The 15,317-nt window shown below is 35.9% G+C and carries 9 protein-coding genes; 7 read left to right on the plus strand and 2 right to left on the minus strand.

Features of this window, described 5'->3' with window-relative positions; translation table 11 throughout:
* Window positions 1-83 precede the first annotated feature (83 nt).
* Window positions 84-2,012, plus strand: a complete 1,929-nt coding sequence (locus AC3WSO_RS04115) for an N-acetylmuramoyl-L-alanine amidase (RefSeq protein WP_492528940.1) — start codon at window positions 84-86, stop codon at window positions 2,010-2,012.
* 224 nt (window positions 2,013-2,236) lie between these two features.
* Here the strand turns inward: AC3WSO_RS04115 and AC3WSO_RS04120 are convergent, their stop codons facing one another.
* The gene (locus AC3WSO_RS04120; RefSeq protein ID WP_492528942.1) at window positions 2,237-4,162 is read right to left on the minus strand and encodes an S-layer homology domain-containing protein; all 1,926 of its coding nucleotides are present in this window, start codon (window positions 4,160-4,162) and stop codon (window positions 2,237-2,239) included.
* 434 nt (window positions 4,163-4,596) lie between these two features.
* Here AC3WSO_RS04120 and AC3WSO_RS04125 point away from each other — a divergent pair, with 434 nt between their 5' ends.
* Window positions 4,597-5,880, plus strand: coding sequence for an oligosaccharide repeat unit polymerase (locus tag AC3WSO_RS04125; RefSeq protein ID WP_492528944.1), 1,284 nt, complete (start codon window positions 4,597-4,599; stop codon window positions 5,878-5,880).
* A gap of 276 nt (window positions 5,881-6,156) precedes the next feature.
* On the opposite strand, the gene AC3WSO_RS04130 is transcribed toward AC3WSO_RS04125, so the two are convergent.
* On the minus strand, window positions 6,157-8,157 hold the full coding sequence (locus tag AC3WSO_RS04130) for an S-layer homology domain-containing protein (protein ID WP_492528946.1): 2,001 nt from the start codon (window positions 8,155-8,157) through the stop codon (window positions 6,157-6,159).
* Window positions 8,158-8,394: 237 nt separating this feature from the next.
* Here AC3WSO_RS04130 and AC3WSO_RS04135 point away from each other — a divergent pair, with 237 nt between their 5' ends.
* The 5 genes from AC3WSO_RS04135 to AC3WSO_RS04155 all read left to right on the plus strand — a co-directional run bounded on the left by AC3WSO_RS04135 (window position 8,395) and on the right by AC3WSO_RS04155 (window position 15,293).
* Window positions 8,395-10,656, plus strand: coding sequence for an S-layer homology domain-containing protein (locus AC3WSO_RS04135; RefSeq protein WP_492528948.1), 2,262 nt, complete (start codon window positions 8,395-8,397; stop codon window positions 10,654-10,656).
* Between the two features lie 387 nt (window positions 10,657-11,043).
* Entirely contained in the window at window positions 11,044-12,189 is a 1,146-nt protein-coding gene (locus tag AC3WSO_RS04140; RefSeq protein ID WP_492528950.1) for a polysaccharide pyruvyl transferase family protein, read from the plus strand.
* Complete coding sequence (locus AC3WSO_RS04145) at window positions 12,186-13,286, plus strand: glycosyltransferase (RefSeq protein ID WP_492528952.1); 1,101 nt, start codon at window positions 12,186-12,188, stop codon at window positions 13,284-13,286. The genes AC3WSO_RS04140 and AC3WSO_RS04145 overlap by 4 nt, the downstream gene beginning before the upstream one ends.
* On the plus strand, window positions 13,283-14,809 hold the full coding sequence (murJ, locus tag AC3WSO_RS04150; RefSeq protein ID WP_492528954.1) for a murein biosynthesis integral membrane protein MurJ: 1,527 nt from the start codon (window positions 13,283-13,285) through the stop codon (window positions 14,807-14,809). The genes AC3WSO_RS04145 and murJ overlap by 4 nt, the downstream gene beginning before the upstream one ends.
* Before the next feature lie 262 nt (window positions 14,810-15,071).
* Window positions 15,072-15,293 carry a hypothetical protein gene (locus tag AC3WSO_RS04155; protein ID WP_492528956.1) on the plus strand — a complete coding sequence of 74 codons (222 nt, stop codon included), beginning with the start codon at window positions 15,072-15,074 and terminating at the stop codon, window positions 15,291-15,293.
* Window positions 15,294-15,317 lie beyond the last annotated feature (24 nt).

Raw genomic sequence — 15,317 nt, forward strand, 5'->3', positions numbered from 1 at the left:
ATAATAATTACATATGTGTAATAGTTTTACCTAGGAAATTTTGTTAATATTAGTGGTAGAACAAGAAGGGAGGAAATAAGACATTGTATATCAAGAAAATTAGTCTTATATTATGCGTCCTTTTCGTTTCTGCTTCAATATTTACAATACATAGTGCACAAGCAAAAGGCGGTTTTGTAGATGTTACGAACAAGGATGACGCATATGAAGAAATCAATTATTTAGTTAATTTAGGTGTTATTAAAGGGTATACAGAAAAGGGCAAAACGTATTATAAACCTAACAACACCGTAACGCGTGGACAAGTTGCCAAAATGGTTGTTGTTGCATCGGGCAAAAAGCCACTAGTTGTGAATAAATCAAGCTTCACGGACGTAACGGCCGGCACGGAGCTTTCAGGCTATGTAGAACGTGCTGTACAGTCTGGTCTCTTTAAAACAAATACAAAGGGACAATTTTTACCAAACAAACCTTTAACTCGAGATGAAATGAGTTATGTGTTAACAAACGCGTTTAAGCTTGATACAAGTGAGCATGTAAATATTGATTCTCCTTTTGTAGACGTAGGTATAACACATCCGTACGTTTCAACCGTGAATACGATTTACTATAATGGTATTACAAAAGGAAGCAATCAAAAATATAATCCAAATGAACAAGTGACACGTAAACAGTTCGCGTTATTTGTAGCGCGTGCCAAAGAAGAAAAATATCGCTTAGATATCCCTGTTAAAGATGTAGCTGCACCTGATTCATCACAGGTCATTGGCTTAGTTTCTGCAACAGCTGACGGATTAAATATTCGTAAATCTAAGGATTCTTCATCTACTACTAATATAGTAGGTACAGTAAACAAAGGTGGTAAACTATCAGTCTATGCAGTTGAGGGAGATTGGTTAAAGGTTTCCTATAAAGATACCTTTGCTTATATTTATAAAACATATGCGCAGTTTTTAGATGCAGATGGTAACGCATTAGGGAGTGTCCAAAAGCAAGTTGCGACAACACAAAATATAAATCTTTACGTAAAACCAACTTCTTCATCAAAGGTTATTTCGACTGTGGATAGTAAAATGAAATTACCTGTTTATAAAACGGTAAGTGGCTACTATTTAACTGTAGCGAATGGTGTACCAGGCTATATCGTGGCTAATAGTACAACGGACGTTGCAGTAGAAAAACCTTCTACCCCAGATCCAACTCCGACTCCAACTCCCAAACCAGATCCAACTCCACCAACAGTTTCTGGGAATCTATTAGGTCGAGTAACAGTTGATAATTTAAATATCCGTCAAGAAGCTAACTCTACTTCTGCGGTAGTAAGTAAGCTGAAAAAAGGCGAATATGTTCAAGTGAACAGTATTAACGGTTATTGGGCACAAGTTACCTATCAAGGTCAAAAAGGGTATGTCCATAAATCTTATTTAAAGCTATTAAATCAAAATGGTAATCCGGTAAAAGATCGAATTATCATTATTGATCCAGGTCATGGTGGTAGTGACCCAGGAACCAGTTTCGGTAAAACTATTTTCGAAAAGGACATTACATTAAAGGTTAGTACTATTGTCAAGAACAAACTGGAGGCAGCAGGTGCAAAGGTATTGATGCCTCGTACTGGAGATACGTTCTCTCCGCCACAAAAACATATTGACTTTGCACATGATAATTACGGTGAAATCTTTGTAAGTATTCATGTGAACTCAGCAGATAGTACTAAAGCAAAAGGTACCGAAACATATTACGCTAAAACACCAGGTGATATGTATCAAGAAGATATTGAACTTGCGACATTTGTAAACAACCAAATTGTTAAAAACGTAAATATGGAAAATCGTAAGGTCAGAGAAAAGAATTACATTGTAGTTGCAAATACGAATATTCCAGCCATTCTAGTCGAGCTAGGCTTCCTATCAAATAGTGAAGACCGTGCTAAGTTGACAGATGATAAATATATTGAGTTATTTGCGGAATCTATCTACAAAGGAATTTTAGAATATTACTCAAAACAATAATAACGAAGAGCTACATCGTTCAAAAGTGAACGATGTAGCTCTTTTCGTTTGTAGTATTCATAGGAATTTTATTAGTACAAAAAAGCGATCTATCAGTGATTTGATATTTTAGCGGCGCAACGCACTTCAACCGGCGGAACCCACAAGTCTACCAGCGATACAACACTTCTACCACCGAAAAAAACATCCCAATCGACGCACTAAGAAATCAACCTTCATCCTAGTTATTTTGAATTTGCATTAAGTGTTCTATTTACGAATTGAGCAAAGTTTTGACGTGTTACTGTACCATTTGGTTTAAATGTATTATCGGCATAGCCTGTAGTAATACCAAGTGAATATAAGGCTTGGATATCTTTATAATAAGCATGAGATGTCGGCACATCTAAGAAAGTATTATTTGTGTAACCTTGAAGCTTGAAGCCGTTGACAAGTGCTCGTGCCATGGCAGCGCGGGTCATTGGCTGGTGGGCATTGATTTTGCCATTTTCTACTGCAATAATACCGTAGCGTAAGCCTGTTGCTAAAACAGCATAGCCATAATCACCTGCTTTAATGTCACTTGTATTTAAGGTAGCTGAGCTTGATGCTGGAATCCCTAATGCTCGCAAAATCATTTCTGTTGCTTGTAGGCGAGTTAATATACCTTGTGGATTAAATTTCCCATTAGTTCCTTTCACAATGCCTAATGCATATAAGTTTTTAATATCATAATAGGCACCATTTGACGAAGATACATCTGGGAAGAATGGAGCGGAAGCAATTGTCGCTTTGTTGGAACCTTTTGCGCGCGTGAGCGTTTTAATTTCTGCAATCGTTGCAAATTTTTCATCAGCATTTTTGCGATCATCTCGCCCCTCTATAAAGGATGTACGTATCGTATATGTTCCAACAGCTAAATTACCAGGCATAGTAATCTGATACTTTTCCGTATGGGCACTAATATCTTTTTGATCAGCATTGTCTTTTGTGGAATCAGCAGCAAGTCCTGGAATGTAACGTTCATGTCCAATACCAATAATTTTATCGTTTGCGTCTAAAATTTCTACTTTCAATGTACCGCGTGCAGGCACATTACCATTGTTTTTAACCGTTACAGTAGAGTAGAAAACAAATTTACCAGACGGTGCTACATAACTTTGCACCCCGTCAGAGTAAAGCGAAAGGTTATAACGGCGGGGCACATAACCATTATGTTTTTCGGCTACCCAATTTAAAACATGCTTCATAAATACTTGTGCATCCTTGTCACCATTAGTTGTTGAATAGGCTGCACCATTTTCGTTATCCTGCCAATCTGCTTTATCATTAATATTTATATAATCATAGATTTTGAATCCAATTTGAACAACTCTGCCTTTTCCGTATTCAATCGCATGGGCTGCGCCAAATTCATTTTTTTTCATTGTTTTAGGTTTGTCTGTGTAATTGTAATCTGAGAAATATAAAATAGGTGTTGCAGAGCCACCTTGCCAAGGCTTCATGACTTCTACCCAGTCACGATCTGTTTTTGTTAGAGTAAGCTTGCTTTTGCCAAGCTCTTTTGTTGTATTTTGAATAATTGGATGAACAGTATTTATATTGCTTATTGTAGAATTTCCTAACACAATATCGTCAATAAAACGGGAATTAAAGACTTCAGTTAAATTATCCCACTCCATTACCCAAGAATCGACATCGTAGATCAATGGAGAAAGATCCATTTGACCGAGTTTAGGGAATTTTGTAGATTCATTCCGGGCTGTCTGGAAGGCAAAAATTGCACCACCGCCATTTCGAACGTACATTTTGACATTTTCGCGTTGCTGATGATTCATCATGACTGTATAGGCAAAGACGATTGCATCATATTGACTTAAACTTTCTAAATTATTTAAGTCTTTTTCATAAATTTTCTCTACTTGAAAGCCTTGTTGCTGATAGAGAAGAAAAGCTTTCAGTTCCTTATTATATGTGGAGCTATAGTCAACCTTTTCAGAAACACGTTGGCCATTAAATGTTCCACTAGGGTGTGTAGTATTGGCATATTTTTCACTACTTTCAGAGAAAACGACACCGATTTTCTGTGCAGCTTTAGCTTGTGTTGGTGCTAAAAAAACTACGAGCATAAAAGAGCATGCTAAGAGTAGTGAAACGAATAATTTCTTCATTAAATCCACATCCTTATTTTTGTATTTTTCTTCAATTACGTGATTGCGTGCTGATGTTGATTTGTACTTAAGCCGTGAAATTTGCACTACTTATTTATCATACAACTAAATAATGGATAAAACATTAAAAGTTGGTTATTATCGTATGGCGATTTGAAATAGATTGTCGATTCATATGAGGTTAAAATTGTGTTGGCAGAGCGAAGAGGGACAACAGTTGGAGAAATTTATGTAGTAAATTTTGGGTATAAACTCGTAATTTAGGGGAAAAGAAAAATATTGCATAATTTTATGTAAAATCAATTCATTCCTTTCTATATGTCTACCTGTATTTATGATATAATAACTCTTGTTTTGCTTAGTAAATAAAAGAATAAACAATTATGATTCGCGATAGAGGAGGGCAATCACATCTTCTGAGATGTATGACATTTATGAATAAACTGAAACAAACTTTTGCAAAGATCAACAAAATTGATACGTTTTCGCCGTATTTCTTTTTACCTTTTATATTAATGCTCTATTTCTTTACAAGTCTTTTTGATTTCCACCGATTTGAATTATTTAATTTACGAGTATCAATTTGGCCAGCAGTATTTTTAGCAGTAATATGCTATTACATTGGTGTGTATATTATTGATAAGTTACAATGGACAATCCCATCATTTGGTTTATCCTTCTTGGGAAAATATGTTGTTCATTTTATCGTATTTTTAACTTTACTTGGTTTAGTTGCATATGTATTAATGATGATTAAAGGTGGTGGATTAGGAATTTCTGATGAATCTAATCGACGTAACCTTGATCCAAAATTAAACTTCTTTGCTCAATTATTATGGTATGGCATTTTACTATTATTATCATATAAAATGATTTTAGAAAAAAATATAACATGGAAAAAAACATTAATCTACGGCTCCATTTATGCTGCAGTAATGTTCTTATTCCTATTAATGGGTTACCGTACACCATTAATTATTATGTTATTTACTGGTATTATCATTTTCCATTACGTTGTAAAACGAGTGAAATTAACATGGTTCCTTACAGCTCTGTTTGTGATCGGAGTAGCCTTCTCAATGTTTGGCTTCCTTCGTGTTGTATCAGAGGATACAACGAAAGAATTTAATAGCCGTGAACAACCAGATGTAGAATTGACTGAAACAGAAAAGGAAAAGCTGTTATCAGTAGAGCAGCAAGTTAACTTAACACCAAAATGGATTCGTTCAATAAATGGTGAGAGTGTAACAGGCCATATTGTTTTAAGTAAAATTATCGAATATACGCAGGAGGAAGGTTACCTAAATGGGGAAATCCATGGAGGTGTCTTCAGTACAATTTTACCAGGTGAGCAAGTTTCACCACGTATGAGAGTAACAGAAGTTGTAAACTCTCTAGCTGAATCTGAAGGTAAATATATTACACGTCCTAACAGAACAACAACACCAACATTTATTGGTCAATTATTCTTAGACGGCGGTTATCTGCTTGTAGCGATAGGCTTCTTGTTATATGGTGTATTAATCTCATTAATTTATAATAAAGTGAAGCAAGGCGGTATCCGTAGCTTCCATTCAGTAGCTTATGCATTTGTCATTACCGTATTTACAGTGTCTATGCATACAGGCTTACTTGATTTAATCTTTATTTTAATGCTTGGCTTTGTCATAATTGCGTCAGCGATTATTAAAACAGATAAGAAAAAGCTTTCATATTAACAATAAAAGAGATGTCTCATTGGAGGCATCTCTTTTTCATTAGGTGTTCTTATCCGTCAGTTTGATGTTTCAATCCGTCGCATCGATTGTTTGCTGCCACTACGCTTTCGGACAGAGAACATTTGCCCTGCCGCTACACTTTCGAGCAAAAATACATTCGTCGCCACGACGCCCTCAGGAAAGGTTCTCTTGTTTTGCTGAAGAGCGATCTCCTAGCCTTCCTAGCTTTAATTAATATAAAAAAAGTCGTCCAAACGCGATAGGACGACTTCTTTATTATTTTACTGTATTGATTACTTGCACATAGTCTTTGCTAACGAAAGCCTGCCCTGTATGCAGTTTATCAGAAAGGACTTCATACCAGCCGTTTGTAGCAGAGTTTGTAATGATAACAGGCATACCACTTCGTGCATATGTGAATAGTGGGTTAAAGCTAGTAGCTGCGCCTGTACGGACGTTTAAGCCGTTTGTTGTTGTTAGACCGATTGTGTACGGATTATTGGCATCTTTAAAGCCTAACGCCTTTTCAGCACGGTAATAGTGTCCTGCAATTTTTGCACCCCAGAATGGATCAGAAGCGTATTTCACGTTAAAGCCAAGAGCTTTTGAACCTACTACTGCACCATTAGCAAAGTTTCTACCAGGTGAGCCCCCTGGAGTAATGTAGTTTGGCTGTAGGAATTTTTCAACAAGCTCATTGATATTGTCAGTTATACTATCAAACTTTTTGTTTAGTGGGTTTGTATCAGTCACGTACAAACCAAATAAGTTGTTTAAGTCTTGTGCCTGATTACTCATACCATAAGCACTCTCATGCTGAGCAAGTGATAAAACAAGCATTGCGTTAATTTGGGATTTAGCTTCCACATCTTTTAATGTTTTCCCTAAACCTATTAACTTACTTTTCTTTGTAGCATCTTTATAACTGCTAACTCCTGTACTCTCAACCTCTGCTAGCTTATTCATAATATATGCATCAATTTCTTGTGCCGTATATTGAGTTTTGGCACGAGCAGGTAAAAATTGATAGTAGTTATAGGCCTCACCTTTTGAGGAGCCATTGCCATTTGTGAAATAAATACCGTTCCAGCTATAGTATTTCTCGCCTGGCTTCATGAATGCAGCCGCTTTTCCGTATACGTAGCTAGAAGAATACTTATTTGTTTTGTAATCATAGAGCGTATGTTTAATCTCACCATTTTCATTTGAATAGTAAGAACGGCCTTTGCTCATTGAAAATGGGATTAATGTAACATCAGTGTGTTTTAAGTAGCCGACTTGACCAGCTAATCGAACTTTTACTTGTGTTGCATCACTACTGATGTATTCTATTTCTGTATTAGCTGCCACACCAAGCGAGTCATTAATTGTTTCAGATTTTAGTACTACATAATCATTTGTAACAACGTAGCCTGAAGCCATTTTTAAAATTTTATCGCCTTCGACAATAACCTGTGTATTTTTTGTCATAGCCTTTTCAGCAGCTTCATAAGTAGCAAATCCTTGATTACCAACTAATGAGCCATTTGAAATTTCCTTAATAGCATATTGAGAGTTGCCGGTATTTGTATCGCCACCGTTAGAATTCCCGCCGCTAGTATTACCACCGTTAGAATTCCCACCGCTAGTATTACCATTGTTTGAATTATCGCCGTTTGCTTTAACAGCGTCTGGATCACCAGCAAGTACCATTAGACGTAGAATAAACGAAGATGCTTGTCCAATAGTTGCATTTTTTTCAGGCATAAAGTTACCATTAGAACCTTTAATGATTTCTAATTTGGCACCTATAGCTACTGCTTGACGGTAGTCTTTAATAATAGATGCATTATCCTTAAAGGTAATAGAAGAAGTACCTTTAGGAATGTTTAAATAATCAATAGCTCTCTCCAGCATAACAGCCATATGCTGTCTTGAAATAGCAGCATTAGGTTTAAATGAACCATCTCCGTAGCCTGTAATAATCCCAGCTGAAGCAGCAAGCTTAATTTCTTTTGCATGTACATATGTATCTGGGACATCTTTAAAGACAATGTCGCTTGTCGCTTTAAGATCCATGGACTTAGCTAAATAAGATGCAAATTCTCCGCGTGTCACATTGTTATTTGGACGATAACTTCCATTTGCATCTTTTACTAATGCATTTTTAGAAATTAAATAACGCAGACCTTTTTCATGTGAATGCCCTGTCAGTTCATCAGCAGATGCCAGTTGGGGTTGCCAAAAAAGCATACCGATTACAGTCATGAGCAAAGCAATGATTGATAGTTTTTTCATATTTTACCCTCCTAGACTTCTTCATCATTTTAACAAAGTTATAGGGTCGCGATAAGGGTCAAATGTTAGAAAAGTCATAAAATGAGACTATATAAATAGTTTTCTTGACAATTCATATAAAACTGGAAAATAGATTAAATGTTCCATGGCTATTTTGTCATATTTTTGCTAATGTTATAGAAGTAAAACATGGAAGGGAGAGTTGAGGGCTCTATATTACTTAGGAGCGCAAAAAAAATGAAAAAAATAACGAAAAATTTACTAGTTTTAGTTGTATTATTGTCAATGGTTGTTGGTCCGTTAAATGCTTATGCGGCACAAACAGTTAAGAAGGATTATAAACTTTCGAAAGATGTGCAGTATAAACAATATACATACAGCAGTACCAATACCAATTCTATTAATCATGTTGCCATTAATGTAGGTGAGCAGACAGAAGTACAATTAGGTATGCCTGCAAATGTCAATGGTAGAGAATCGACAGTAGCAAATGCTAACCGCCATTCACGCGAGGGGAATCGTGTAGTAGGTGCTATAAATGCAAGTTTCTTCGATATGTCTGCAGGTTTCCCATTATTTTTACTAGCTAAAGATAATGTTATTTTAAACGGTGGTGCTGTTTCAAACGGCTCCGACGAATATATGAATGTTCCGACAGCTTTCGGGGTTTCAGCAGATGGCAGTGGTGTCATTGACTATTTTGACTTTGATGTATCACTTTCTCACAAAGGTACAAACTATCAAATGTCAGGAATGAACCGTGCACGTAATATATATGAAGGAATTGTTTACACACCACAATTTTATAGTAAAACGACAAATACGAATGAATATGGTTTCGAAATCGTAGTAGATACAGGAGCTCCGATTAATGAAAATAAATTTGGTCAAACATTAACAGGGAAGGTTACACAAATTACACCATATGGATCGAAAGAAAAAATATCCATTCCTTCAACTGGCTTTGTCGTATCTTTACAAGGTGGAGATTGGAACAAAAAGCTAAGTCAAATTGCACTTGGAGATGAGTTAAGTGTTAACTTTTCGATTGACAAGCAATGGCAGGATGCGAAGTTTATCTTAGCAAGTGGTCCGTATTTAGTAAAAGATAATAAGCCTTACATTATGATGAGCACGTCTAGCTATCGTGCAAAAGAGGTAACATCACGTACTATTGTAGCGACAAGTAATAATGGAAAAACAGTACACTTTATTACGGTGGATGGAAAACAAAAACATAGTGCAGGGATGAATATGGTTCAACTTGCTAACTATTTAGTGTCTCTTGGTGTTGAGCGAGCAATTAACTTAGATGGTGGTGGCTCAACAACGATGGGTATTCGAAATTACGGTAGTAATAATGTCGTATTAGCGAACCTACCATCTAATTCAGGCAATGCGCAACGTCTTGTGTCCGCAACATTACAAGCTGTGAGTACAGCACCAACTGGTAAAGGAAAATTTATTAAACATACAAATAGTACAAACTATGCAACTCTTTTAACAGGTGCTTCGTCTAGTATAGCAGTACAATATGTTTTAGATGAAAATTATACGACACTACCACTAGAAGGTCGTTTATCGCTAACGTCTGAGAATAATTCTTTAAACGTTAACGGCTTAAACTATACTGCAGCGAAAGCCGGTAATGATCGTATTTTCATCAACCATGATGGCACGCCTGTTGAATCATTCCAAGTAAAAGTAGTAGACGCTCCAGCAACAATGAACGTTGAACCAAAATCAAAAACATTGGGTGCCGGCGAAACTGTCAAATTTACGTTGGATGCAAAGGATGACGGTGGCAAACCTCTAGTTTATAATGCATCACAAGTAAAATGGTCTGTAGAGGGAAATATCGGTACCATTTCTAATGACGGTAAGTTTACAGCTAAAAATCCTGGTGCTACTGGTAAAGTAGTAGCGACTTTAGGAACAAAACATGTAGAGGCTACGGTGACTGTAGCAAAAGCATCGTTGTTTAAAGATATTCCAAGTAATTATGTGTACTATAAAGAGATTGAGTATTTAACAAAGAATAATATTATTACAGGTCAAGCAGATGGAACATTTAGACCAAATGACAAGCTTACACGTGCACATGCAGCAGTTATTATTAGTCGCGCATTAGGTTTAAATACATCAAATGTAAAAAACCCAGGCTTTAAGGATATCCCTGCGAATCACGTTTATTTTAAACAAATCGCAGCTATAGTTGAGTCGGGCATTATGAGTGGTAAAGGCGATAATACCTTTGATCCAAATGGCACTTTAACTCGTGCACAAATGGCGAAGGTTGTAGCATTAGCTTATGATCTAAAAGGAACAAGCAGCATTAACTTTAAAGATGTATCGAAGGATCATTGGGCATATTCATTTGTTCAACAGTTAGCTGCTAATAAAATTACAACTGGCTATGGTGATAACACCTTTAAGCCAAATGAAGCGATTAGTCGAGCTCATTTTGGATTATTCCTTTATAGAGCAATCCATCAATAATAGTAGTCCTTAAAGAAAGGATTAGCATTAAAAAAATAGCAAACTAGTAGTTTAGGCTAGTTTGCTATTTTTCTCTTTAAATAAAAAGGTTTTAGATAGGGCAGCTAGGCTTGTATATCTTGCAAATAGATATTTAATTGATATTTATTTATAACCATATAAGTTAGCGCGTAGGCTAGGCAACTCCTTGTGGATTAGCGACTAATCGGACGCTCCTAGGAAAGTGCTCAGCCGCAACGGAAATAAACCTTACGTTAGGTGATGAGCAAACATATCACAATATTATAGCAACTTTTGAAGCTCATCTTATATTTACTATTTTTAAAAGAACGTAAATGTGCAATTGTGGTATAATCTCAGTATTAAAAAGTAAAAGGATGTTTTTTAATGAAAATAGGCATTGTGGGGAATTACGGCAATGATAATAATGGTGATGAATCAATATTATACGGCATTCTTCAACAAGTAAAACAAACATTTTCGGTAACTAGTGAGGACATTACCGTTTTTAGTAATAACACACAACAAACATCCGAACGTTATGGGGTACATAGCTATCCATTGTATTACAGGAAGAGTAATTTATTTAAAACGTTTATCCATACGTATAAAAACAATAAACAATATGTATCAACATTTGACCTCCTCATCATTGGTGGTGGTGGTATTTTAATGGATTTTTATAAACGTGAAGCTCACCTGTATGGAGCGTATGCAATGATGGCAAAGCAAAGCAATGTTCCCTACATTATTTACGGATGTGGCGCTGGACCACTTGATACAATTTCTGGGAAAATTAGTATCCGCGCAATGTGTCGTTATGCAGCAAATATCTCTGTACGTGATCCCCAGTCTAAAAAGCTTTTGCAAAGTATTGGGGTGAAAAAGCCAATAGATATTATTGGCGATCCTGCATTTACATTAAAAGGTGATCGTCAACATTACGCCGAAAAACCAATTAAAATAGGTGTATCAGCTGTTCCGTACTATAATGCAAACTATTGGCCAGAAGGCAATGTTGAAAAATATGATGCTTACGTTACAGGCATGGCGAAAAATCTAGATCATGTAATTTCTGAACATAATGTCGAAATTACATTCTTTGCCACAAAATACCCGCAAGACGTCACTGTGACGAAGGATATTCAGAAAAAAATGCTACAACGTGGACATACAAAAATTATTGATGAAAATTTGGTGCCGGAGCGATTACTTGATGTAACTGAGGATCAGGATATTATTATCGGTACACGTCTGCACTCGCTTATTTTGGCAACAAATTCAGAAACTCCGATTATTGCGATATCCTATCATACAAAAGTACAAGATTTTATGTCCTTTGTGGGCGTATCAGATCGTTGCTTACAAATGCAGGATATAGAGGATGATGTGAAGGCTCTATCCACATTAGTTGGCAAACTAAGTAGTAATTGGGACCAGTCGATTGCGGAGACGAAACAAATTGCTACCCATATTCATAAAGAGGCCATGCGTGGTCAGGAATTAATGAAAAAGGCAGTGACACGTCTATGAAAAAAATACTCGTCATTAGTAATATGTATCCAACATCTGATCATTTATCATTCGGTATTTTTGTGAAAAACCAAGTCACTGCTCTTGAAAAAGCAGGGCTAGACGTAGATATATCTGTAAATACTAATCCGGCAACCGGTAAGAAGAACACCATTATAAAATATACAAAATGGGGTTTATCGACATTGATGAAAGGCTTAAAAAACAGAAAGTCTATTGATGTCACACATGCACATTATGTGTTTCCATCTGGTATGCTGTCGCTCCTATTAAAGAAAATGTTTGGTATACCATTTATCGTTACAGCTCATGGTGGCGATATTGAGCGCATGGCCAAAAAGAGTACAAGAATTCGTAATTGGACAGCAAGTATTTTACGTGAAAGTGAACATGTTATCGCAGTAGGTCCTGTCTTAGCTCAACAAATTGAACAAGATTTTGGGATTGAAAAAGGTAAAATCTCTGTCGTTAGCATGGGTGTGAATCGTGAGGTTTTCACAAAAGGAAATCAAGTAGCAGTGTGCAAAGAACTGCAATTAGCTACTGAGCCATTCAGATTTTTATTTGTAGGAAATGTTATAAAACAAAAAGGCGTTGAGGAGCTGTTACAGGCTTTCCAAATGCTAAAAACAAAAGTATCTCGACCTTTAGAGTTAAATATTGTAGGTTCTAGAAGGGATCAAGCATTTTTCCAATCCTTGCAACCATTAATCAGTGAAGACGTCAAATTTATAGATCCACTAAAACAACAAGAACTAGTAAAGTGGTTCCAAGCAAGTGATGTCTTTGTATTACCATCCCATTTAGAAGGTTTTGGATTAGTGGCATTAGAGGCATTAGCGACAGATACACCGGTTATTGCTTCCAATGTAGGTGGACTTGTATCATTGCTTGGAGAAGGCGCAGGGCATTTAGTGGAGCCCGAAAATGCTATGGTTTTATCTGAGGAGATGCTACGTGCCGTGAACACGCCAAAAGAACACTATATGAATCGTGAAGCGGTCAACGAAGTATTAAACATTCACGATGAAAAAAATATAACAGCTCGTTGTATAGATATTTATAAGTCGGCCATTGAAGGTAGGGATGGCCTATGAATAAATTTATAAAAATAGTTGGGGCAGTTGCGATTATTAATGTCGTGGCCCGGTTCTTCGGATTTTTACGTGAGATGATAATTGGATTCCAATATGGTACTGGTCATACTTCCGACAGTATTTTTACTGCGTATATGATTCCAAACTTTTTATATTTAGTAGTTGGGGGAGCATTTACGACTGTTTTTATTTCAATTTATAACCGAGAAACAACCGACAAAGGACTATTCGTAAAGCAATCGTATACAATTGTTGTTGTGTCAGCGATAGTAATGACATTAATAGGTATGGCATTTGCTAATCCAATTTTAGAAAGCTTTAATACGGGTAAGGTTGTTAGTGATGAAGAAATGGCTTTAACGAGAAATCTTTATTTATGGATGATGCCTTCATCAATATTTCTTGTTTTATCTTCTTGGTATAGTGGTTTACTAAATGTAAATCAAAGATTTCATTTATCGAGCTTTGCCATTTTATTTTACAATGCGATTTTCTTGGTGATAGCAGTTGTCTTATCGGAAACTATTATCGGTCCAATGGGATATGGTATTAGTGCAATGGTAAGCGCAGTATTGATGGTGTATTTCTTAGTAATCGGTTACCGTAGACTAGATTCCTATAAGGTAGGGTTTTCTTTTAAACGTAATGTCTCTACAAAAGAGTTGTGGATAATGGTTGTACCTATTATGCTTGGCGGTGCAACGATTCAACTTTATGCATTATTACAACGCTATGTAGCAGGGCTATTGTCATTAGAAGGAGCAGTTTCATCTGTTAACTATGCTTCTAAGTTGATGCAATTTCCACAAGCTATTTTAATTACTGCTGTAACGACAGTTATTTATCCAATATTAAGTCAAAAGGAAGCTGGAAATGATCATGCTTCTATTAAAAGCTTGTATTCAAAGGGATTACATTACTTATTTTTATTGCTTATACCTGTGACAATTTACTCTTATTTTTACTCGACTAATCTCATTCAAGTTGTCTTTGAATATAATAAGTTCGATGCGAAAGCAACAGCGATAACAGCACCAGTACTTGCTGTCTTCGTACTTTCTATGTATTTCCTTGCGGCAAACACATATATTACACGCTTTTACTACGCAAAAGGTGACTCTATGGTGCCTGTAATATTTAGTTTATTAAATGTATTTGGAGTAAATATTGGAGCTATTTTTTTACTTGTAGGTTCAACTGGAGTAGTTTCAATTGCATGGGGTACTTTAATAAGTTCCGTTTTGAACTTTATTATGCTTATTGTATATGCAAGCTTTAAATATGATCTGAAGATGGGTATATTTAGTAAAGAGCTTCAATTTTTCAGAGCTATGCCTCCAATGATCATTATCACGATTGTAATGTTCTTCTCAAGTAAGTATTTAGTATTTGAGTACAAGTGGCTAACTTTCATTCTAGGCATTGTTATCTTTAGTGCAGTGGTTGTTGGCTCATATTTATTATTTGGTGTGAAGGAAGTAAAAGAATTTAGTGATAAGCTAAAACGGAAATTTTTAAAATAATTGGGAAAAGTGGGTATCTTAGAAAGCGCTGGATACCCACTTTTTTTATTTATGTTTCAGGTGTGTTGATTTGGAAATAGACCTTTATTCTATTAGCGAAGGGCTAATAGAGTGCTTCTGTCGCTGTAAGACTGCAAAAAAGTCGTTATATGAGTTATTTTCGGAAAAAGGATATCATGATACAAACATTGTATAAGCCGCTAATGTAACACAGCCAACTTTTTATTTATATTTTGAAAGTAAGGGTTCGCTCTTCACCGATTTGAATAAACGATTTCAGCATGGGTTTGATGAAATTATGAGTAAACAATCAGAAGAAGTTGAAAAGGGATTAGAAGGCTTTGTTGAAGAGCTAAAGCAAAAAATAGATTTGTTATTCGTTTACATAATTGATAATCCAAAATTAATAAAAATTGGATTATTTGAATTTGAGCAGTCGCTTGTAGTTAAATCTCGACTTACACAGCAATTTACTCACTTATAAGTCGTTATGATTGTACCCATATAG

It is taken from the genome of Lysinibacillus sp. EB106-09-02-XG168 (genome assembly GCF_058791475.1).